A 22,140-nucleotide genomic window follows, 5' to 3' on the forward strand; every position below is an offset into this window, starting at 1 on the left:
CCCGCCCCCGTTGCCGCCCACCTCGACGACGACCAACCCGGCGTAGCCGGCCAGGCCGGCCGTGACCAGTGCGGTTACCAGCAGCGCCGGAGGACCGCCCGGCACCCGGCCGGTGGCCAGGGCGGCCAGGTCGGCGGTGAGCAGGCCGGCCACGGCAAGCGCGAGCAGGCTGACCGGCACACCGGGCAGCACCGAGCGGCCGAACCGGCGCAGGGTCGCCCGCGCCGTCGGCCAACCGCCGGTACGGGTCCAGTCGTGCACCGCCGCGCTGGCCGTGCCCGCCGCCGCGGCGACGGTTAGCAGCGGCGCTGCCGCCAGCACCAGCAGGATGCCGAGCAGCGCCAGGTCGGCGGCATCCCGGACGACGTCGCGCCAGTCCCGCCGGCCGGCGGTGTCCACCGGCTCAGCCCTTGATGCCACTGGTGTTGATCCCCTCGACGAGCATCCGCTGGAACGCGACGAAGAACAGGAAGACCGGCAGCAGCGACAGCACCGACATGGCGAACATCGGCCCGACCGCGCTCTGGCTGGTCGAGTCGATGAACAGGGTCAGCGCGACCGGCACGGTGTAGTCCTCCAGTTGGGAGAGGAACACCAACTGCCGGAAGAAGTCGTTCCAGGTCCAGATGAACGAGAAGATCGCGGTGGTGACCAGCGCGGGGCGGCTCAGCGGCAGGATGATGTGCCGGAAGATGCCGTACGGGCCGGCGCCGTCGATCCGCGCCGCCTCGTCCAGCTCGCGGGGAACGCCCCGCATGAACTGCACCATCAGGAAGACGAAGAACGCCTCGGTGGCCAGGAACTGCGGGATCAGCAGTGGCAGGTACGGCCAGTCCCCGCCGACCAGTCCGAGGGTCCGGAACAGGATGTACTGCGGCACGATCAGCACGTGCTGGGGCAACAGCAGCGTGCCGATCATGACGGCGAACCACATGCCGCGCAGCCGGAACCGCAGCCGGGCGAAGGCGTACGCGGCCAGCAGGCAGGAGAGCCCGTTGCCGACGACGGTGAGCAGGCTGACCATGGCGCTGTTGAGGAAGAACCGGCCGAAGCTGACGTCGAAGTTGGACCATCCGGCGGTGTAGTTGCCCGGGGTGAACCGCTCGGGCAGCAGCCCCACGTTGTTGACGATCTCCTCCTGGGACTTCACCGAGGTGCCGACCATCCAGATCAGCGGGTAGAGCACCACGGCGACGATCGCCACCAGGATCAGCAGTCGCAGCACCGGCCGGCCGGCCGGTCGTCGGCGCGCGGTCGGCGCCGGTCCGGTCGGTACGCCGGCCGTCCGGGTCACCGCCACCATCACCGGTCCTCCCCGTCGGAGTAGTGCACCCAGAACCGCCCGGTGCTGAAGAAGATCGCGGTGATCACCGCGATGGCGAGCAGGAACACCCAGGCCATGGCCGACGCGTAGCCCATTTCGAGGTCGGTGAAGCCGGTGATGTAGAGGTTCAGCGTGTACATCAGGGTGGAGTCGACCGGGCCGCCGGTGCCGTTGCTGAGCACGAACGCGGCGGTGAAGCCCTGGAAGCCGTTGATCGTTTCCAGCACCAGGTTGAAGAAGATCACCGGGGAGAGCATCGGCAGGGTGACGTTGCGGAACTGGCGGAACCGGCCGGCGCCGTCGACCGACGCGGCCTCGTACAGCTCGGTGGGCACCTGCTTGAGCCCGGCCAGGAAGATCACCATCGGCGCGCCGAACTGCCAGATGGCCAGCACCATCAGCGTCTCCAGGGCCCAGTCCGGGTCGTTGACCCAGGGCTTGCCCTGGATGCCGAAGAGGCTGAGCAGCGAGTTGAACGCGCCGTCGCGGTTGAACATGTTGACCCAGACGATGGCCAGCGCGACGCTGCCGCCGAGCAGCGACGGCAGGTAGAACAGCCCGCGGAACAGCCCGACCCCGCGCCAGGCGTGGTTGAGCAGCAGCGCCACGCCGAGCGCCGCGGCCAGCTTCAGCGGTACGGCGATGAGCGCGAAGGTCAGGGTCACCCGCACCGCGTGCCAGTACGACGGGTCGGCGGTGAACATCCGCTCGTAGTTGGCCAGCCCCACCCACTCCACCTCGGAGAACGGGGTGAGGATGTCGTAGTTGGTGAAGCTCAGGTAGAGCGACAGCAGCATGGGGATCGCCGTGACACCCATCAGGCCGATGAGCCACGGCGACAGGAAGACGTACCCCGCCAGACCTTCGCTGTGCCGGAGGCGACCGGGCCCACGCCTCTCGGCGTGGGCCCGGTCGGTGCCGGGGCCGCGTCGGGTCGGGTCGGGTGCCGTGGTCAACGCCACGAACAGCTCCTCTCCTCGCGTTGGGTCTGTGTCGAAGTCCCCGGTCGAGCCGAGGCGGAGTCCAGGCGGCGGTCCGGCAAGGCGGAGATTGGTCCGGATACCGGTGTCGTATCCGGACCAATCTCCAACGCGGCCGGGCGTTGTCTGGGCCCGCCGCAGGCCGGCCAGGGACTTCGACACAGACCCTGGGGGCGGTCAGGCGATGGCGGCCTTGCACGCCTCGATGAACTGGGTGGCGGCCTCGGCGGGGGTGGCCCGGGCGTACTGCGCGTTCTCGGCGGCCTTGATCAGCTCGGACTTGACCTTGCTGTGGCCCTTGATCGGCACCTGCGGGGACTTGCCGAACTTCTGGGTCAACTCCGCCTCGACGGCGATGGACTGCTTCATGGCCGGGTCGGTGGTGTCGTCGCTGACCACCCGGCGCAGGTCCAGGTTGGACGGCAGGCCGCGGTCGGTGCCGAGCAGCTTGACCGCCTCCTGGTCGTTGTTCAAAAAGTTGATCACGTCGACCGCGACGTCCTTGTTCTTGCTGCCCTTGAACACCGACCAGTACATCGAGGCCCGGGCCCACTGCGCGCTCGGGTCACCGGGGTAGGCGATCACGCCCAGCTCATCCTTGGTGTTCTTCTTCAGGTCCGGCATCTGGTTGGCCCAGACCCAGGAGGTCGCCGACTTGCCGGTGACCACCAACTGCTTGGTGACGTCGCTGGAGTTGCCCTCGTGGATGACGTCGGCGGTCGGGGTGGCCTTACGGTCCCGGGCGCCCTTCCACAGGTCGAACCACCTCGTCACGTCCTCGGCGGTGAAGCCCAGTTCGGAGCCCTTGTAGAGGTCCTTGCCCTGCTGGCGCAGCCAGACCCAGAGCGCCTTGTAGTCGGCGCTCGGGTCCTGGGTGCCGGGTACGCCGGTCTTCTTCGACACCTGCTCGGCCCAGGCGATGTGCTGCTCCCACGACATCCCGGTGGTGGGCTCGGGCAGGCCGTTCTTGGTCAGCAGCGTCTTGTTGTAGACCAGGCCCTGGGTGTTCTCCCCGGCGGCCAGGCCGGCGAGCTTGCCGTCAACCACGCCGTACTGCCAGAGGCTCTCGGGGAACTTGGAGGTGTCCAGCTTGCCGGACTTCTGGTACGAGGTCAGGTCGAGCGTGGTGTTGCGGGCCGCGTACTCGGCCAGGTAGTTGTCGTCGATCTGGAACAGGTCCGGCGGGTTGCCACCGGCCGTGAGCGTCGCCAGTTTGTCGAAGTAGCCCTGGTTGGCCTGCCAGGTCTTCTCGAACGTCACGTTCGGGTGCTTCTTGGTGTAGAGGGCGAGGGCGTCCTCGGTCAGCTTGGCCCGGGCGTCACCGCCCCACCAGAAGATGGAGAGCTTGACCGGGGCGTTCGGGTCGGCGGCGCCGCCGTCGTCGTCTCCGCAGGCAGCGGCGCCGAACATCAACGGCGCGGCGACCGTCGCGGCGAGCAGGCCGCGCAGCAGGCGCCGCCGGGGCAGCGAGGTACGGTGACTGCGCCCGACGGACGCGTCAGTGGTGGGGGGCGTTGCGGGGTGCATGTGCGCTCACTCCTCGGCATTAGGAGGCGACGGCGTCACCGGTGGCCGCGGTCGGGGTGCCCGGGCCCGCAGGGCAATGCGGGTCCGGGCCCGGCGGCGCGGCCAGGGGACGTGCCGGTCGGGCCTGCGGGCCCGGGCCGGTCGAGTCGCGGATGACCAGGTCGGTCTGGAGCATTACCTGTGCGGTCGTACGACGGACGCCGAGCGCCGTGCCGGCACCGGGCCCCCGCGTACCACGCGGTGACTCGGTGTCCTGTTGCAGCAGCATGTCGACGGCCGTCCGGCCGGCGGCCCCGGTGGGTGTGGCCACCGTCGTCAGTTTGGGGCGGGTCAACCGGCTCAGGGCGATGTCGTCGACCCCGACGACACTCACCTCCTGCGGCACCCGGACCCCGAGCGCGTCCAGCCCCTCGATGAGGCCGATCGCCATCAGGTCGTTGTAGGCAAGCACGGCGGACACGCCGCTGCGCCGCACCTGCTCGGCGACCGCGTGTCCGCCGGTCTCGGTGGGCGCGTTCGGGCCGAGCAGGGTCAGCTCGGTGCCGCCGGCGCGGGCCGCCGTGGCGGCGGCGCGGCGCATCTCCCGGTTGGTCCACGAGCTGCGGGGGCCGCCGAGCAGCGCGATGTGGGTATGACCCAGGCCGATCAGGTGCTCGATCGCGGCCCGGGCGCCCTGCCCGACATCCATCAGCACACAGGGCAGGCCGGTGACCTGTCGGTTCACGACCACCAGCGGCACCTCGCGGCTGAGCTGCTCGATCAGGCTGTTGCTCATCCGCGGGCTGCACAGCAGGACCCCGTCCACCTGCTTGGCCAGGGCGTGGACCAGCTCCTCCTCGGCGGTCGGGTCCTCATTGGTGTCGGCCACGAAGACGTGGTAGTCGCGGTGCCGGGCCTGGCTCTCCGCCGCCTTAATCAGGGGCGGGAAGAAGGGGTTCGCGATGTCCGCGATGATCAGGCCGATGTTGTGCGTACGGCCGGTGATCAGGGCCCGGGCTGCCCGGTTCGGCCGGTAACCCAGATCCTCCGCGCAGGCCAGCACCCGGACCCGGGTCTCCGGGTTGACCAGGTGCGGAGCGGAGAAGGTGCGCGACACGGTGGAGATGTGCACCCCGGAGGCGCGGGCGACGTCCCGGATGGTGACTGGCACGGCGGCCCCTTCGTCCGATGTGGCGGCGGTCACGTGGGTGTGGCCCATTAATGCAAACGGTTGCGCCAGTGTCAACGGTGGATGGTTACGGTTCTGTTGCGTCAGGACTCCCGTTGGCGACTTCCAGGCCCGCAAACACTGACATTTACCGCCGATTGCGTCGCCGTCGTTGACGCACTCGGATCGATCGTGATTACTTCACTGCAAACCTTTGCAGGATCACCGGGGAGGCGACCGAATGTCACCCAGAGCCGACGGCCGGGTCCGGCACGCCGTCGTGGGCACCGGCGCGCGGGCGGAGATGTTCGTCCGGGCCCTGGTGCTCGACCACGCGGACACCACCGAACTGGTCGCCTTCGCCGACGTCAACCGGTCCCGGATGGACGCCCACAACCGCTGGCTCACCGAGCTGGGCCACCGCCCGGTGCCGACCTACCCGGCCGGCGACTTCGTGGCCATGCTGGACAAGGAGCGGGTCGACGTCGTCCTGGTCACCAGCGTCGACGTCACCCACGACGAGTACGTGGTCGCCGCGCTGCGCGCCGGGCGCGAGGTCGTCACCGAGAAGCCGATGACCGTGGACGTGCCCCGCTGCCGGCGGATCCTGAACGCCGTGGCGGAGACCGGCGGCCGGGTGACGGTCGCCTTCAACTACCGCTACAACCCGCTGCACGAGCAGGTCCGCCGGCTGCTCGCCGACGGGGCGGTCGGCGAGATCGGCTCGGTGCACTTCGAGTGGCTGCTCGACGTGCGGCACGGCGCCGACTACTTCCGCCGCTGGCACCGGGACAAGGCCACCTCCGGCGGGCTGATGGTGCACAAGGCCAGCCACCACTTCGACCTGGTCAACTGGTGGCTCGACGCCACCCCGGTCGAGGTGTACGCGGCGGGGCGCCTGTTCTTCTACGGCGAGGACGGCCGCCGGCACGGCTACGCCCGCGACTACGACCGGGCGTACGGCTCCCCCGCCGCCGCGGACGACCCGTTCGCGCTGCGGCTGGACGCGCACCCCCGACTGCGCGAGCTGTACCTCGACGCCGAGGCCGAGGACGGCTACCAGCGCGACCGCAACGTGTTCGCCCCCGGGGTGAGCATCGAGGACGACATGGCCGTGCTCGCCCGCTACTCCACCGGCGCCACGATGACCTACCACCTCACCGCGTACGCCCCCTGGGAGGGTTACCGGGTGATGGTCAACGGCAGCCGGGGCCGGCTGGAGCTGGAGGTCACCGAGAACGACTTCGTCGACCGGGGCACCGCCGGCGCGGTCAAGGGCGCCGCCCTGCACGGCGCCGAAGCGCCGGCCGAGGGCGGCGGCGGGACGCTCACCCTGCGGCCGTTCTGGGAGCCGCCCCGGCGGATCCCCGTCGAGGGCCGCACCCGGCACGGGCACGGCGGCGCGGACGCGCGGATGACCGGGGTGCTCTTCCGTGGCCACCCCGATCCGCTCGACCGCGCCGCGACCGCCGACGACGGCGCCCTGGCCCTGCTCACCGGCCTGGCCGCCAACCGGTCCTTCGAGACCGGGCAGCCGGTCCGGGTCGCCGACCTGCTCACCCCCCGCTGACCCACCGACGAGGAGCCCATCCCCGTGCCCACGTTCGACGACACCGACCTGCTCCTGCCGCCCGAGCCCGGCCAGCGCGCGCTGGCCCGGGAGCTGTACGCCCTCGCCGCGGAACAACCCATCATCTCGCCGCACGGGCACGTCGACCCGGCCCTGCTCGCCGAGGACCAGCCGTTCCCGGACCCGGCGCAACTGCTCATCGTGCCGGACCACTACCTGACCCGGATGCTGCTCAGCCAGGGCGTGCCCCCGGCGGAGCTGGGTGTGCCCACCCGCGACGGCAGCGCCGTGGAGACCGACGGCCGGGTCATCTGGCGGAACTTCGCCGCGCACTGGCACCTGTTCCGGGGCACCCCGTCGCGACTGTGGCTGGAGCAGACCTTCCGCACCGTGTTCGGCGTGCACACCCCGCTCGGCCCGACCACGGCCGACACCCTCTACGACGAGCTGGCCGCCCGGCTCGCCGAGCCGGACTTCCGACCCCGAGCGCTGTTCGAGCGGTTCGGCATCGAGGTCCTCGCCACCACCGAGTCGCCCTTGGACGACCTCGGCCAGCACGCCAAACTGGCCGCCGACGGGTGGGGCGGGCCGGGCGGGCGGGTGGTCACCACCTTCCGTCCCGACGACGTGGTGGACATGGAGTTCGAGGGCTGGTCGACCAACGTCGACCGCCTCGGCGAGCTGGCCGGGGAGGACACCGGCACGTACGCCGGTTACCTGGCCGCGCTGCGGGCACGCCGGGCCGCGTTCATCGCGGCCGGGGCCACCTCCTCCGACCACGGCCACCCCACCGCGCGCACCCTGGACCTGGCGCCGGAGGAGGCCGCGCGGCTGTACGACCGGGGCCGGCGCGGCGAGGCCGACCCGGCCGACGCGGAGGCGTTCCGGGCGCACATGCTGGTGGAGTTCGCCCGGATGTCGCTCGACGACGGCCTGGTGCTGCAACTGCACCCCGGCGCGGTGCGCAACCACAACCGGTGGCTGCACGCCCGGCACGGTCGCGACGTCGGCGGAGACGTCCCGCAGGCCACCGAGTACGTGCACGCGCTCGCCCCGCTGCTGGAGCGCTACGGCAACGACCCCCGGCTGCGGGTGGTGCTCTACACCCTCGACGAGGACACCTTCACCCGCGAGCTGGCGCCCCTGGCCGGCGGCTACGCCGCGCTGCTGCTCGGCGCGCCCTGGTGGTTCCTGGACTCCCCCGAGGTGCTGCGCCGGTTCCGGGAGACGGTCACCGAGACCGCCGGGTTCTACAACACCACCGGGTTCGTCGACGACACCCGGGCGTTCTGCTCCATCCCGGTCCGCCACGACGTGGCGCGCCGGGTCGACGCCGGCTTCCTGGCCCGGCTGGTCGCCGAGCACCGGCTGCCGATGGACGAGGCCGCCGAGACCATCGTCGACCTGGCGTACCGGCTGCCCAAGCGGGTCTTCAACTTCGGAGGGGCCAACCAGTGAGCATCACCATCACCTCCGTCGAGGTGCACGACGTGCGGTTCCCGACCGCCGCGCGGGGCGACGGCTCGGACGCGATCAACCGGGGCGACTACTCGGCGACCTACGTGGAGCTGGGCACCGACGCCGGGCCGACCGGCGCCGGTTTCACCTTCACCAACGGCCGGGGCAACGAGATCACCTGCGCGGCCGTCCGCGCGCTCGCCCACCACGTGCGGGGTCGCACCGTTGAAGAGATCGCCGCCGAGCCGGTGGCGTTCTGGCGTTCGCTCAGCGCCGATGTGCAGCTGCGCTGGCTCGGCCCGGAGAAGGGCGTCATTCACATGGCGACCGGCGCGCTGGTCAACGCGGTCTGGGACCTGCGGGCCACCCTGGCCGGCAAACCGATGTGGCGGTTCCTCGCCGAACTGCCCACCGACGACCTCGTCGCCAGCGTCGACTTCCGGCACATCACCGACGCGCTCACCCCGGACGAGGCCGCCGCCATCCTGGACAAAGGACGCGACGGACTGACCGACCGGTTGGCCACCCTCGAACGGGACGGCTTCCCCTCGTACACCACCTCGGTCGGCTGGCTCGGCTACCCGGACGACAAGGTGCGCGCGCTGACCCGGCAGGCGTACGACGACGGCTGGCGGGCGATGAAGATGAAGGTCGGCGGCCCGCTCGCCGACGACCTGCGGCGGGCCCGGATCATCCGGGAGGAGATCGGCCCCGACGCGCTGCTGATGATGGACGCCAACCAGGTCTGGGACGTCGACGAGGCGATCACCGCGATGACCACCCTCGCTGAGGTCGACCCGTACTGGATCGAGGAGCCGACCCACGCCGACGACATCCTCGGCCATGCCCGGATCGCCCGCGCCGTCGACGAGCTGACCGGTGGGCGCTGCCGGGTGGCCACCGGTGAGGTGGCGGCCAACCGGGTGATCTTCAAGCAGCTGCTCCAGGCCGAGGCGATCGGCGTGATGCAGATCGACGCGTGCCGGGTCGGCGGCGTCAACGAGGTCCTCGCCGAGCTGCTGCTGGCGGCGAAGTTCGGGGTGCCGGTCTGCCCGCACGCCGGCGGCGTCGGCCTCTGCGAGTACGTCCAGCACCTGGCGATCTTCGACTACCTGCGGGTCGGCACCGGCCTGGACGGGCGGATGATCGAGTACGTCGACCACCTGCACGAGCACTTCGTCGACCCGGTCCGCACCCGTGGCGGCCGCTACCTGCTGCCCGAGCGGCCCGGCTACAGCGCCACCATGAAGCCGGCGTCGATCGCCGAGTTCCGCTTCCCGGACGGCCCGGCATGGCGGTGACCGTCGGCGCCTCCCGGCTCGGCCTGGGTGTCCTGCGACGGCTGCCCGCCGAGGCCCGGCCGCTGGTGCGACCCGGCACCGTGCCGGCCGGCGTCGTCCACCTCGGGCTCGGCGCGTTCCACCGGGCGCACCAGGCCGTCTACACCGAGGCCGCGATCGGCGCGGCCGGCGGCGACTGGGGCATCATGGCGGTCGCCCCCCGCAGCACCGCCCTGGTCGAGGCGCTCACCGCGCAGGACAACCTGTTCAGCGTCAGCAGCCTCTCCGCCGCCGGCAGTGCCACCCGGGTGGTCGGCGCGTTCAGCGGGGTCCGGCACGCGGCCAGCGACCCGGACGCCGTGGTGGCGCTGCTCGCCGACCCGGCGGTGCGGGTGGTGACACTGACGGTCACCGAGAAGGCGTACCAACTCGACCCGGTGACCGGCCAGCTGTGCCCCGACTCGGCGCTCGCCGCGGACCTGGCCGGCGGCCGCCCGCCGATCACCGTGCCGGGGCTGCTGCTGCGCGGGCTGGCCGCCCGGGCCGCCGCAGACGCCGGGCCGGTGGCGCTGGTCAGCTGCGACAACCTGCCGGCCAACGGCCGGCGGCTGCGCGGTCTGGTCGACCAGGCGGTCGGCCGGGCCGCCGGGGTGCCGGCCGGGCTCGTCGACTGGGTGGCGGGCAATGTGACCTGCCCGGGGACCATGGTGGACCGGATCGTGCCGGCCACCACCGCGGAGACGATCGACTCGGCCCGGCGGGCGCTCGGCGTGACCGACCTCGCCGCGGTGGCCGCCGAGCCGTACGCGCAGTGGGTCATCGAGGACGACTTCCCCGGCGGCCGGCCCGGCTGGGAGCACGCCGGCGCGGTGCTCACCGGCGACGCCGGCCCGTGGGAACGGCTGAAGCTGCGCACCCTCAACGGCGTGCACTCGGCCGTGGCGTACCTGGGCGCGCTGGCCGGCCGGGAGACCGTCGCCGAGGCGCTGGAGATCCCGCACCTGGCCGACGTGCTGCGCCGGCTCATCGCCGAGGACGTGGCACACAGCTTCACCCCGCCCGACGGGGTGCGGGTCGTCGACTACGGGGAACAGGTCCTCGCCCGGTTCGGCAACCCCGCGATCCACTACCGCACCCTCCAGGTGGCCACGGACGGTTCGCAGAAGCTGCCGCAGCGGGTCCTGCACACCATCGCCGACCTGCGCGCGGCCGGCCGGTCCGCCCGCTGGGGCGCGCTGGTCGTGGCCGCCTGGCTGCGCTTCGCGCTGGGGTACGCCGACGACGGCCGGGGGCTGCCGTTGCAGGACCCCCTCGCCGGGCCGATCCGGGCCGCGCTGGACGCGGGGGCGCAGACGCCGGCCGGCGCGGTGGACGCGGTCTTCGCGCTGCGCGAGATCTTCCCGGCCGAGGTGGCCGGGGACGACGAGGTACGGGCCGAGGTGACCGGCTGGCTGACCGCGCTGGCACGGCACGGCGTCGAGGCGACACTGGCGGGCGCCCGGTGAACGGACCGACACCGCCCGGTGCCCGGTGAGCGGGCCGACGTCGCCACCCCGGGTGGCGGTGATCGGGGCGAACGGACACGGCCGGTGGCACCGGCGGGTGATCGCGCCGCTGCACGCCGCCGGTCGGCTGCGGCTGGTCGCCCTGGTCGACGTACGGCCGGTGGAGGACGACCCGGACGCGCCGGTGCCGCCCGGGGTGGAGGTCTTCACCGACCACCGTGCGATGCTCGCCGCGGCGCGCCCGGAGGTGGTGGTGATCTGCACCCCGCCACACACCCACCTGCCGATCGCCCGGGACGCCCTGGCCGCCGGCGCGGACCTGCTGCTGGAGAAGCCGCCGGTGCTGTCGCTGGCCGAGCACGAGGAGCTGACCGCGGCGCTGACCGAGGCCGGGCGGGTGGCCCAGGTCGGCTTCCAGGCGCTCGGCTCGGCGGCGCTGACCGCGCTGACCGACGCGCTGGCCGCCGGCCGGCTCGGCACGGTCACCGGCATCGCCACCGTCGCCGCGTGGCAACGGCCGGACGCCTACTACGCCCGCTCCCCCTGGGCCGGTCGGCGGAGTGTGGACGGTCGACCGGTGCTGGACGGCGCGCTGGCCAACCCTCTCGCGCACGCGGTCATGCAGTGCCTGGCGGTCGCCGAGGCGCTCGGCGGGGCGCGGCCGTGGCCGGTCGCCATCGAGGTGGAGCGCTACCGGGTACGACCGATCGAGGTGGAGGACACCGCCGTGCTGCGGGTCCGGTTCCGCGCCGGCCCGCCGGTGCTGGCCGCGGTCACCCTGGCCGCCGAGGAGTTCGTGGCGGGCGAGGTGGTGGTCACCGGCACGGCGGGCCGGGCGGTGCTGGAGTACCCGACGGACCGGTTGCGACTGCCCGGCGACGTGGTGACCCGCCGCGTTCCGGGACGGCGAGGGCTGCTGGAGAACCTGCTGGCGCACCGGGCCGACCCGGCCCGGGTGCCGCTGATCGCCCCGCTGGCCCGTACCGCGCCGTTCACCGCGCTGCTGGACGCCCTGCGGGCCGCGCCGGAGCCCCGACTGCTCGACGGCGATCTGGTCGACGTGGTGGGCGACGGCGGGGAGCGGGTACGCCACCTGCGGGGCGTCGCCGACGTGCTGCGCCGGGCGGCCGAGCGGGGGGCGCTGCCGGGCGAGCTGGCGGTGCCGTGGGCGGTGCCGGCGTACCGCGCGGAGCTGGCGGGATAGGGGGCGACGGCAACCGGAGTGCAAACAGCGCCCGGACTCGTCCGGGCCAGATCGGACGTAACCCCGGATACCCGACCGACGGCGGTCGGGGCGATGCTCGTCGACCTGGACAACTGCAACATTCCTGCATATAGATGGTGTTGACTCTCATAAAACCCCGAACCTACCGTTCCTGGTGACTCCCGAACCACCACCAGCGAACGGGAAGAATCGATGCGCAGAATCCTCGCCGGCGCTACGGTCGTGGCCCTCCTGCTCGGTGCCGCCCCGGCCGGCGCCGCTCCCCGCTCCGGCTCACCGGCCTCCGCCGGCGACGGGCTCTCCTGGGCGGCCCGCCACCTCGGCCGGCAGGCGCTGCCCGAGCGCGACGGCTGGGCGGCCGAGGGCACCGGGACCACCGGCGGTTCGACGGCGGCCCCCGAGCGGACCCGGGTGGTCCACAACCGGGCCGAGCTGGTCGACGCGCTCGGCGGCGACAACGCCGGCAACGCCACCGACGCCACCCCGAAGCTCATCTACGTGGACGGCACGGTCGACGGCTTCGAGGGGCCCGACGGCGCGCCGCTGAGCTGCGCCGACCTGGCCGACCCGGAGTACCGGCTGGACGCCTACCTGGCCGCGTACGACCCGGCGGTGTGGGGTCGGGTGCCGCCGGCCGGGCCGCTGGAGGAGGCCCGGGTGCGCTCGGTGGCCAACCAGACCCGGCAGACCCAGGTCAACGTCGGCCCCAACACCACCATCGTCGGGCTGCGCGGCGCCCGCCTGACCGGGCTCACCCTCATGATCGACCGAGCGTCGAACGTCATCGTCCGCAACCTGACCTTCGTGGACGCCCGGGACTGTTTCCCCGCCTGGTCACCGACCGACGGCGAGGCCGGCAACTGGAACAGCCAGTACGACCAGATCTCGGTACGCCGCAGCGAACACGTGTGGGTCGACCACAACACCTTCACCGACGGCGACAACCCGGACAGCGCCCAACCGACCTACTTCGGACGGCCGTACCAGGTGCACGACGGTTCGCTGGACGTCACGCACACGGCCAGCCTGGTCACCGCCTCCTGGAACCGCTTCACGGGGCGCGACAAGCTGATGCTGATCGGCTCGTCCAACACCGTCGGCCCGGACGTGGGCCGGCTGAGGGTCACTCTGCACCACAACCTCTTCGACGGCGTCCTGCAACGGCTGCCCCGGGTGCGCTTCGGCCAGGTCGACGTCTACAACAACCACTACCGGCTCGGCGGGAACGACTTCCAGTACGCGCTCGGCGTCGGCGTGCAGTCCGCGCTGTACGTCCAGAACAACTTCTTCACACTCGACGCGGCGGTCGCCCCGGCCGACCTGCTGTACGACTGGGGCGGCACCGCGCTCACCGAGCGGGGCACCTGGATCCGCCAGAGCGACGGCCCGGCCCGGCCGGTCGACCTGCTGGCGGCGTACAACGCGGCGCACGACCCCGACCTGGGCGCCGACGCCGGCTGGACGCCCACCCTGCGCCACGGTCCGGTCCTGCCGGCGCCGCTGGTTCCGCTCCTGGTCGGCCCGCTCGCCGGCGCCGACCGCCTGCCGGCCTGACCCGCCCGCCCTCCGTCGCGGCGGCGCCGGAGCCCTCCCGGCCGGGTCGACGCGCGCACGGCGTCGGCCCGGTGCGGTGGGTCGGGTCGGCGACGCACGGGGCGATCACCATGGTGAAGATCGGCTATAAGTGACGCATGGACTTCCCGCCGCACCTGGGCAGCATGCCGATGCACGCGATCACCGAGATCCACGGCGAACCGGGCCTGCTGGAACGCTTCCGGTTGGAGATCCAGCAGTTCGACGACAGCGCCCGGGCCCGGCTGACCGCCGCGCTCGACCTGGCCGCCGACCTGCACCGCGACGACCGGCGGGTTCGCGAGCCGTACCTCAACCACCTGCTGCGGGTGGCCATCCGGTTGATGCACCACTACCAGGTGCGCGACGTCGACGTGATCGTCGCCGGCCTGCTGCACGACGCTGTGGAGGACCACCCGGCCGAGCTTGCCGACGGGGGCGGCGACCCGCGCGGGGGCGCGCTGGCCACGCTGGCCGCCCGGTTCGGACCGCGGGTGGCGACGCTGGTCGCGGCCGTCACCAACCCGGTGTACGACCCGCAGCGCGACCGCAACACGCAGTACCGCGAGCATCTGGTGGTCAGCCTGGACCGGGAGCCCTGGGCCCGGGTGATCAAGGTTTCGGACTTCACCGACAACGGGGTGGGTGTGATCCACACGGTCGGGCCGAAGGTGGTCTCCTCGGCGATCAAGTACCGGCCGCTGGTGCCGCTCTTCCGCGACCTGATCGGCCGGCCCGACACACCGCTCTCGCTGCCGGTGAAGCGGCACATCTTCAGCCAGCTCGACCTGGCCGAGGAGCGGTTCAGCGCGATCCTGGACCAGCCCGCCCACCCCAACTGACCAGGCCCGACGCATCACCCGACCGGGTTCTGCGACAAGATCTCAGATCTCCGAAGAAGCCTCCCGTAATACGGTGAGTTCGCGCCAGATGAGAGGGGAAATGCCCTCTTGGTCGAATTGTCGGCGCGACCAGCCGATCGGGAGGATTCGACCATGCGCGACCTTTCTCGTCGTGATCTGCTCAAGGCGACGGCCGTTGGCGCCGGGGCGGTTGCGCTCCCGGTCATGATGGCCGGTGGCAGCTCGGCAATCGCGGCCGACGACCTGGGTGCCTCCTCCAGCGCGACCTACCCTCCGGCGACGTTGACCGGCCGTATCGTCCGTCCCCAGAGCCCCGACTACGCGAGCGCGAGCCTCGGCTGGGACGAACTCTTCGTTCACTATCCGCTGGTCATCGTCTTCGCCCAGGAGACCCGGGACGTGGTCAACGCCCTCACGTGGGCGCGGCAGAACGACGTCGCACTGCGGGTCCGCAGCGGCCGTCACAGCCTTGAGGGCTGGTCGAACGTCGACAACGGCATCGTGATCGACGTCAGCGAGCTGAAGGGCGCCCACATCGACACCGGCAGTCGCACCGCACGAGTCGGCGCCGGGCTCAACCAGTTGGAGGCGGTGACCGCGCTCGGGGAGTACGACCTGGCGGCGACGACGGGAACGGAGGGCAGCGTCGGTCTGTCCGGTGCGACCCTCGGCGGCGGTTTCGGCTTCCTCACCCGCTACCTCGGGATGGCCTGCGACAACCTGATCGGGGTGGAGATCGTGGTGGCGTCGGGCGCCGACGGCGCGGAGGTGCTCAAGGTGGACCCGTGGAACCACCCGGACCTGCTCTGGGCGCTGCGCGGAGCGGGAAACGGCAACTTCGGCATCGTCACCTCGCTCACCTACAAGGTGGCTCCACTCAAGAGCGTCGCCTACCTCCAGGCGACCTGGGAGGGCCTCGACGACCTGCACGGGGTCTTCGACAGATGGCAGCGCAGCGCACCGTTCGCCGACCCCCGCCTCGGCAGCCAACTCGAGGTCCACAAGAACGAGATCCTGCTGTTCGGGGTGCTCGCGGAGGGTTCCGAGGCAGAGGCGCGAACGTTGTTGGAACCGGTCCTGTCGGTGGGCAACCCCGAGGTGACGGTGCAGATCGGAGGCTGGGGCGACACCTACGCCGGATTCCAGATTCCGACCGAGGACGAGCCCGCGAACTGGAAGTTCTTCTCGCAGTTCACCAGCGAGCCGTTCCCGGAGAAGGCGATCAGCATCATCCGCGCATTCATGGAGGACGCCCCCTCGGACGACAGCAACTTCTTCACCCAGGCCTTCGGTACGGGGGCGCAGCGGAAGGAACCGTTCGGCGGCGCGGCCTTCCCGCACCGCGACGCGCTCTTCTATTCCGAGCCCGGCGCCGGCTGGGGCACCCGTGGGGAGCCGGACAGCGGCGACGCCGTCACCCCGATCGCCCAGACCTGGATCGCCGAGTTCAGCCAGGCGCTGCGCCCCTACGTGAATGGCGCCTACGTCAACGTGCCGAACATCGGGATGGCGGAATGGGAGACCGCCTACTGGGGACGCAACTTCGACCGGCTGCGCAAGATCAAGGCGACGTACGACCCCCACAACGTCTTCCAGTACGAGCAGAGCATCCCGCCGGCCACACACTGACCTGCCCGGGGCAGCGCCCGGTGGCACCCACCCCCACCTCCACCACCCCGAGGGGGCGGGGGTGGACGCCGAGCCGGCAGAGAGCAGCGCGTGGGTGTTGGTGTGGCGGTGAGTCGATCACGGATGCCGGGAGGCAGGGCCGGCCGTACCGGCCCGCACCAGGTGCTCCAGCCACGGCGTCGGCGCCACGCCCAGTTCCCGGGGCGGCGACGAAGCCGAGGGTCAGCTCGTCGAAGACCGCCGCGTACGGGGGCGTGACCGGCATCGCCTCGGTGTCGTACGCGGCCTCCACCAGGTGGGCCAGCGACGCGTCGTCGAAGACCGCGGCGCGGGTGCCCGGATCGGCCAACCGCACCAGCACTCCGTCGACGAAGTCCACCGCACCGGCCTCCCCGCTGCCCGTGCCGGTGCACTGCGCCCGGCTCGGCACGAGGATCGCGAAGGGCCCGTCACCCGACCGTCACCGCCACCGTCACCGGGGCCCGAAGCAGCCTCGACTGTCGGGAACTGAGCATCCGTACCGCCGCGCGTGTGGGGGTGGTGTTGCTGAAGAGCTCGATACCTCAGAGTCATCTTTATACCTCTGAGTCATCGCGCTCTTCACCCCATCCGCACCCCCACCGCTCATCCTCCGTGGGGTATCGGTTGTGCACGACGACGCGTAGCGGATGCGGTGTGGTGCTGGCGAGGTCGCCGAGCATCACGAGCAGCAGCCGGCCGCCGACGGCGTGGCGGCGGGCATATCGGTCACGGGTTGTTAGCGTGAAACGCTGATCCGTGACCATGGAGGGGTGCCATGACGGACGCCCCCGACGGGAGGCCACGGCCCGCGGACCAGTGGCGGCAACGGGGCCTGCGCGGGTTGACCATCACCCGGGACGCGAGTGTCCGCGGTTGGCGGTGGTGGACGCGAACCTGGGATCGACTCGTCGCGTCACTCCAGGACGAGGCGCCGCAGGTCCGGGCGCCGCACCATCACCAACCGGCCCGCTCGTCGAACAGCGCGAGGCGCCTCGACCGATCACGGTTCCCGCCCTCGGATACGTGTACGCGTTCCACATCCGCGCCACCTTCGCCTGGTCGTCGCAGGAAAGCCTCCGCTCCGAGGTGCTGAGCTGGTACGTGGACTACTTCCAGCCGCACGCGATCCAGCGGCTGACCCGGCTCGCCGCCGACGCCGCCCGAAACCTGCCCCCACACCGGGCGGCCGACCTGGAGCTGGCGTTGCGGCAGGCGATCACCGACGAGCCCACGTGGCGCTACGCGCGGGGCGACATCGTCATCACCTGCCAACCCGACGCCACCGTCCGGCTCGACGAGCGGATCATGCCGACGTACCAGCCGCACGTCGACCGGCTGATGAAACTGGAGTACCAGTTCGACGAGCAGCTTCGTCGTGCTCGCTACGCCCAGGAGCTGAGCCGGCGCTGGGCGGCGATCCTCAACGAACACGCCGGGGACGAGGACATCGCGGACGCCCGCGAACACCTGCTCGCCGCGCAGGGGGAAGCAGCCCGCTGGATCAATGAACTGCTGCGCTCCCACCCGCGCGCCCCAACGGAGCCGAAGGCCCCCGTCCCACCCCAGCACAACCGCTGACACAATCGGTGCGGACCGAGCAGCGCTAGGCGCCGCCGATCAGTATCCTCAACGTGGCGCAGTGCTGCTCGTAGGCGCGCTGCCCGGCCTGGGTCATCCGATAGGTCGTACTGCCCCCACGGCCACGACCGACCTTGGTCGAGCTGACGTAGCCAGCCGCCTCCAAGGTGGACATCTGCTTGGACAGATCCGACTCACTGAGCTGCAGGTGGTCCTTGAGGAATCGGAATGAGACCGAGGGCGCGTTCGCCAGGACGGCCATGGCCGCCAGGCGCTTGGGCACGTGGATGATCGGATCCAGGCCGTCGATCATCGAAGGCGTGCCCGGGTCGCTGCGGCGGCCGCGGCATACCGCCGCTCGTAGACGGCCAGGCCGACCGTCACGAGGACGAATGCCGCCCCGGCGGCCGCCGGGACGCCGACCAGCCACCAGACGAGCCCGACGATGAGGGCGACCACGGGGAGGGCAGCGAAGTATCTGCGCCACTCTCCGGCGATCTCGGGGGGCGGCGTGCCCTTGCCCGGCGTCGGGAGCGCGCCGTGCCGGCGCCGCATCCAGACGACGAACAGGGCCTCGACGGCGATCAGGACGGCGAGCGACGCCACGAACAGGGCGGCGTTCTGGCGCCACCACACGAACGTGCCGATCATGGCAGCGGCCCAGGCGCCGACGGAGGGCGCATACCACCATGGGGTCGGCGGATAGTCGACGTAAGGTGCGGCGGCACCGCGCTCGGCCGCCCTGAGCTGCTCCTCGACACCAATACTTTCCACGCTGGAAAGCTTAACGAACACTTTCCACCCATGCAAGTATTGCGCCTGAGGCCCGTGGGGCGCACGCGTACCGACTCGCCGAACGCCTTGGGCGACATGGTTCGCTCGACCGGCGGCAGGGTTCAGTCAGGGTTGGGATAGGCGTCCTCGAGCCGTTCCCGATCGGTGGCAGTTCAGCGGGGCGGGCGTCGGCGTGTCGAGTTGCTGAGCTGCCAACGATCAAGGAGAACCGGTCAGCTCGGGACGTCGCGGTGGCGGAACGCCGCCGCGCCGGCCACGAGGAGCAGCGCGGCCACCGTGGTCAGCACCACCAGCGGGAGCACCGCCGGGTCGACCGCGGGCACCGACGGGACATGGGTGTACGGCGAGACGTTGAGCGCCGCCTGGGGCAGCTCCAGTACCGCGCCGAGCTGCCCGAGGAGCAGGAAGACCAGCAGCGCCGTCCAGGAGAGCACCACCGACCGGCGCGGCAGCAGGCCGAAGAGCGCGGTCACCACCCCGGCCACCACGAGCAGGGCCGGCAGCCGCAGCAGCGCGGCACCGCCGAGCGCAATGGCCTCGCCGAGCGGGTCGCCGGTGACCAGGCCGTAGCCGAGCCCGGTGGTCAGGCCGGCGAGGAGCAGCAGGGCGAACGCGCCGAGCGCCGCGGCGAGGACCTGGGTCCCGAGCCATCGGGTACGGCTCACCGCGGTGGCGAGGGCGGCCTCCAGCACCCCGTCGGCCTCGTCTCCGCGTACGCGGAGCAGGGCCTGCACCACGTACGCCCCGATGGTCAGGGCGAAGAGCCCGAGCATCGCGGCCAGGTACGCGTCGAGCAGGTCCGCTCCCCCGCCCATCGCGTTGATCGCCTCGGCGGCGGCCGGATTCTGCTCGATCATGGCGTTGAACTCGTCGGCGGCGACGCCCATCGAGACGCCGAGCACGGCGATCCCGAGCGCCCAGCCGAGCAGTGCGCCGCGCTGCATCCGCCACGCCAGCCCGGCGGGGCTGAGCAGCCAGGTGGCGGCGGTCGCGGCCTTGCGTCGGGGGGCGATCAGCCCGGCGCCCTGGTCCCGCCGCTCGGCGAGGGCGTACGCCAGCGCCACCGCGGCGAGCAGCAGCGCGACGGGTAGGGCGAGGACCCACCAGCGTTCCCCGCCGAAGGCCCGCACTTGGTTGCCCCAGCCGAGCGGGGAGAGCCAGGACGGCCAGGCGCTCTCCACGCGGGTGCCGTCGGCGCTGGTGTCGCCGAGCACGTCGCCGGCGGCGCGCAGCACGAAGGAGAGCCCGACGACGGCTGCGGCGAGCGCGTTGGCGCCCCGGGAGGTGACCGAGACCTGCGCGGTGACCGCGGCGACGCCGGTGCAGGCCACCCCGACGCCGCCGACCGCGCCGGCCACCGCGAGGGAGCCGGCCAGTGGCAGGCCCGCGCCGGCCAGGGCGACGGCGAGCAGCGTCGCGGCCGCCACGTTCGCCGCGACCACGACCAGCAGCACGGCGGTGAGCGGCGCGTACCGGCCGACGACGGAGGCGCCGACCAGCTCGGCGCGGCCGGTCTCCTCGTTCTGCCGGGTGTGCCGGGTCACCGCGAAGGTGCTCAGCAGCGCGACGATCAGGGCCAGCGTCACGTACGTCTCGGCGACCACGACCGCGCCGACGTCGGTGCCGGCGATGGGGCCGTTGAAGGCCCGGGCGACCAGGCTGGACGCCGACGTGGTGGCGTAGCCCTGCCGGGCCGCCTCGTCGGGGTAGATGCCGGCGACGCTGCCGGCGAGGGCGTAGCCGAGCAGGGGCGTGCCGAGCACCCAGATCGCCAGGCGGATCCGGTCGCGGCGCAGCACGAGTCGGGCCAGCCGGCGGGTGCCGGTGAGGGCGGTCATCGGGCACCGGCCCGCTGGGCTCGCGCCGGAGCGGGGTCGTCGGCGGAGACGTGCTCGTCGCCGTAGTGGCGTAGGAACAGCTGCTCCAGGGTGGGCGGGGTGCTGGTCAGCGCGCGGACGCCGAAGCGGACGAGCTGGCCGAGCAGCTCGTCGAGGTGCGCCGGCTCGACCTCCAGGTGGGTGCGCCCGTCGACCTCGTGCACGTCGTGCACGCCGGGCAGCGCGTCGAGGCCGGTCACCGGGCGGGCCGTCTCGACGATCACCGTCGTGCGGGTGAGGTGGCGCAGCTCGGTCAGGCTGCCGGACTCGACGGTGCGTCCCTCGCGGATGATGCTGACCCGGTCGCAGAGGGCCTCGACCTCGGCGAGCACATGGCTGGAGAGCAGCACGGTGGCGCCGGCCTGCTTGATCCGCCGCACCTCGTCCTGGAACACCGCCTCCATCAGGGGGTCGAGGCCGGAGGTCGGCTCGTCGAGCACGTACAGCTCCACATTGGAGGAGAAGGCGGCGACGATGGCGACCTTCTGCCGGTTGCCCTTGGAGTACGTGCGGCAGCCGCGGGTCGGGTCCAGGTCGAAGCGTTGCAACAGCTCGTCACGGCGACGCCGGTCGAGGCCGCCGCGCAGCTCACCGAGCAGGTCGATCGCCTCCCCGCCGGAGAGGTTCGGCCAGAGGCTGACGTCGCCCGGCACGTACGCCAACCGGCGGTGCAGGCGCACCGCGTCGCGCCAGGGGTCGGCGCCGAGCACCCGCGCCTCGCCGGAGTCGCGGCGGAGCAGCCCGAGCAGGATCCGGATGGTGGTGGACTTCCCGGACCCGTTGGGCCCGAGGAAGCCGTGCACCTCGCCCGCCTCGACCCGCAGGTCGAGCCCGTCGAGTGCCCGGATGCGGCCGAAGGTCTTGACCAGGTTGTCGATCGAGATGACGGGCATCGCCCCTCCAGCTGTCGGATGCGTCGACCGTCCTCACTGTACTGACCGCCGGTCAGCACAATCAACGGTGAGATCGGCCACCGGTCAGGGCGCCGGTTAGGCTGGCCGGCATGACCGCCGAGCCCGCGGACGACACCCGCACGCGGATCCTGCGCGCCGCGCTCGACCTCTTCGCCGAACACGGCTACCAACGCACCTCACTGCGGCAGATCGCCGAACGGCTGCGGTTGACCAAGGCCGCGATCCTGTACCACTTCCCGGCCAAGGAGCACCTGCTCGCAGCCCTGGTCGAGCCGCTGTTGGCCGACCTGGAGGCGTTGCTCGACTCGGCCCGGACGCAGCCCACCGAGCAGGCCCGGTGGACGGTGCTGGAGGGCTGGGTGGACACGATACTCGCTCACCGCCGGCCGCTCGGGATGCTCTTCCACGACATCGCGCTGGTCGGCCGGGGCGACACGTACCACCGGCTGATGGGGATCGCGATGCGGGCCAACGACCTCATCGCCGGGCCGGACGCCGGACGCCGGCAACGGGTCCGGGCGGTTCAGGCGGTCGCCGCGTGCAGTGACCCGGTCGTCTTCTTCACCGACGTGCCCGACGAGGTGCTGCGCGCCGACATGCTCGACGGCGTACGCCGCCTGCTGGCCGCGCCACCCTCGGACGCCGCGGCTCCGGCGGGCGCCGCCGCAGGGTCCGGGAGCCCGCCGGATGCGAGCTCGGTCGCCGCGATGGGTGAGCGTCGGCGCCGTCCGGGGCGGCCGCGGGCGCTGGGTCGGGAGCAGGTCGAGGCGGCCCGGCGGATGCACGCGGCGGGCACCCACTCGGTGGACGCCATCGCCGCCACGCTGGGCGTCTCGCGGGCCACCGTCTACCGCCACCTGGACGCGGAATAACGA

The 22,140-nt window shown here is 72.2% G+C and carries 19 protein-coding genes and 1 pseudogene; 10 read left to right on the plus strand and 10 right to left on the minus strand.

Translation table 11 applies throughout. From position 1 onward, the window contains the following. The 5 genes and pseudogenes from EAD98_RS06985 to EAD98_RS07005 form a co-directional block, all read right to left on the minus strand. A pseudogene (locus EAD98_RS06985) lies at positions 1-399 on the minus strand (hypothetical protein); the annotation flags it as partial. A 4-nt stretch (positions 400-403) separates the two neighbouring features. Next, positions 404-1,303, minus strand: coding sequence for a carbohydrate ABC transporter permease (locus EAD98_RS06990; protein WP_121653235.1), 900 nt, complete (start codon positions 1,301-1,303; stop codon positions 404-406). Continuing rightward, positions 1,303-2,286: a carbohydrate ABC transporter permease gene (locus EAD98_RS06995; protein ID WP_121653236.1), complete on the minus strand. Its 984-nt coding sequence runs from the start codon at positions 2,284-2,286 to the stop codon at positions 1,303-1,305. The genes EAD98_RS06990 and EAD98_RS06995 overlap by 1 nt, the downstream gene beginning before the upstream one ends. A 195-nt stretch (positions 2,287-2,481) precedes the next feature. Beyond that, entirely contained in the window at positions 2,482-3,831 is a 1,350-nt protein-coding gene (locus tag EAD98_RS07000; RefSeq protein ID WP_121653237.1) for an ABC transporter substrate-binding protein, read from the minus strand. Between the two features lie 19 nt (positions 3,832-3,850). Beyond that, positions 3,851-4,981, minus strand: coding sequence for a LacI family DNA-binding transcriptional regulator (locus EAD98_RS07005; protein ID WP_121653257.1), 1,131 nt, complete (start codon positions 4,979-4,981; stop codon positions 3,851-3,853). A 238-nt stretch (positions 4,982-5,219) separates the two neighbouring features. Here EAD98_RS07005 and EAD98_RS07010 point away from each other — a divergent pair, with 238 nt between their 5' ends. The 8 genes from EAD98_RS07010 (at position 5,220) to EAD98_RS07045 (ending at position 16,080) form a co-directional block, all read left to right on the plus strand. After that, a complete protein-coding gene (locus EAD98_RS07010; protein WP_121653238.1) occupies positions 5,220-6,548 on the plus strand; it encodes a Gfo/Idh/MocA family protein in 1,329 nt (442 codons plus the stop codon). 24 nt (positions 6,549-6,572) lie between these two features. Then, positions 6,573-8,006: a glucuronate isomerase gene (gene uxaC / locus EAD98_RS07015; protein ID WP_121653239.1), complete on the plus strand. Its 1,434-nt coding sequence runs from the start codon at positions 6,573-6,575 to the stop codon at positions 8,004-8,006. Beyond that, positions 8,003-9,307 carry an enolase C-terminal domain-like protein gene (locus EAD98_RS07020; protein ID WP_199723321.1) on the plus strand — a complete coding sequence of 435 codons (1,305 nt, stop codon included), beginning with the start codon at positions 8,003-8,005 and terminating at the stop codon, positions 9,305-9,307. Before uxaC ends, EAD98_RS07020 begins: the two co-directional genes overlap by 4 nt. After that, positions 9,298-10,791, plus strand: a complete 1,494-nt coding sequence (locus EAD98_RS07025) for a mannitol dehydrogenase family protein (protein WP_121653240.1) — start codon at positions 9,298-9,300, stop codon at positions 10,789-10,791. The genes EAD98_RS07020 and EAD98_RS07025 overlap by 10 nt, the downstream gene beginning before the upstream one ends. A gap of 25 nt (positions 10,792-10,816) precedes the next feature. Beyond that, positions 10,817-11,995, plus strand: a complete 1,179-nt coding sequence (locus tag EAD98_RS07030) for a Gfo/Idh/MocA family protein (RefSeq protein WP_121653241.1) — start codon at positions 10,817-10,819, stop codon at positions 11,993-11,995. Between the two features lie 213 nt (positions 11,996-12,208). Beyond that, a complete protein-coding gene (locus EAD98_RS07035; protein ID WP_121653242.1) occupies positions 12,209-13,570 on the plus strand; it encodes a polysaccharide lyase family 1 protein in 1,362 nt (453 codons plus the stop codon). A 137-nt stretch (positions 13,571-13,707) separates the two neighbouring features. Continuing rightward, positions 13,708-14,430 (plus strand): HD domain-containing protein, encoded by a 723-nt coding sequence (locus EAD98_RS07040; protein ID WP_121653243.1) that lies wholly within the window; start codon positions 13,708-13,710, stop codon positions 14,428-14,430. Between the two features lie 153 nt (positions 14,431-14,583). Next, positions 14,584-16,080, plus strand: a complete 1,497-nt coding sequence (locus tag EAD98_RS07045; RefSeq protein WP_121653244.1) for an FAD-binding oxidoreductase — start codon at positions 14,584-14,586, stop codon at positions 16,078-16,080. Here EAD98_RS07045 and EAD98_RS30655 read toward each other — a convergent pair. Continuing rightward, on the minus strand, positions 16,013-16,459 hold the full coding sequence (locus EAD98_RS30655; protein WP_147457346.1) for a hypothetical protein: 447 nt from the start codon (positions 16,457-16,459) through the stop codon (positions 16,013-16,015). The genes EAD98_RS07045 and EAD98_RS30655 overlap by 68 nt on opposite strands. Positions 16,460-17,124: 665 nt before the next feature. Between EAD98_RS30655 and EAD98_RS07050 the strand changes: the two genes are divergently transcribed. Next, complete coding sequence (locus tag EAD98_RS07050; protein ID WP_121653245.1) at positions 17,125-17,679, plus strand: hypothetical protein; 555 nt, start codon at positions 17,125-17,127, stop codon at positions 17,677-17,679. Between the two features lie 25 nt (positions 17,680-17,704). Here EAD98_RS07050 and EAD98_RS07055 read toward each other — a convergent pair whose 3' ends face one another. The 4 genes from EAD98_RS07055 to EAD98_RS07070 form a co-directional block, all read right to left on the minus strand. Beyond that, positions 17,705-17,992 carry a transcriptional regulator gene (locus tag EAD98_RS07055; RefSeq protein WP_121653246.1) on the minus strand — a complete coding sequence of 96 codons (288 nt, stop codon included), beginning with the start codon at positions 17,990-17,992 and terminating at the stop codon, positions 17,705-17,707. Next, complete coding sequence (locus EAD98_RS07060; protein WP_199723322.1) at positions 17,989-18,474, minus strand: hypothetical protein; 486 nt, start codon at positions 18,472-18,474, stop codon at positions 17,989-17,991. Before EAD98_RS07060 ends, EAD98_RS07055 begins: the two co-directional genes overlap by 4 nt. A 212-nt stretch (positions 18,475-18,686) precedes the next feature. After that, positions 18,687-20,312: an ABC transporter permease gene (locus EAD98_RS07065; RefSeq protein WP_121653247.1), complete on the minus strand. Its 1,626-nt coding sequence runs from the start codon at positions 20,310-20,312 to the stop codon at positions 18,687-18,689. Beyond that, the gene (locus EAD98_RS07070) at positions 20,309-21,244 is read right to left on the minus strand and encodes an ABC transporter ATP-binding protein (RefSeq protein ID WP_121653248.1); all 936 of its coding nucleotides are present in this window, start codon (positions 21,242-21,244) and stop codon (positions 20,309-20,311) included. Before EAD98_RS07070 ends, EAD98_RS07065 begins: the two co-directional genes overlap by 4 nt. A gap of 110 nt (positions 21,245-21,354) precedes the next feature. On the opposite strand from EAD98_RS07070, the gene EAD98_RS07075 reads away from it, so the two are divergent. Next, the gene (locus tag EAD98_RS07075; RefSeq protein ID WP_121653249.1) at positions 21,355-22,137 is read left to right on the plus strand and encodes a TetR family transcriptional regulator; all 783 of its coding nucleotides are present in this window, start codon (positions 21,355-21,357) and stop codon (positions 22,135-22,137) included. The last annotated feature ends 3 nt before the right edge of the window (positions 22,138-22,140 follow it).

The sequence above is a fragment of the Micromonospora sp. CV4 genome (assembly GCF_003667455.1).
GTDB lineage: Bacteria > Actinomycetota > Actinomycetes > Mycobacteriales > Micromonosporaceae > Micromonospora.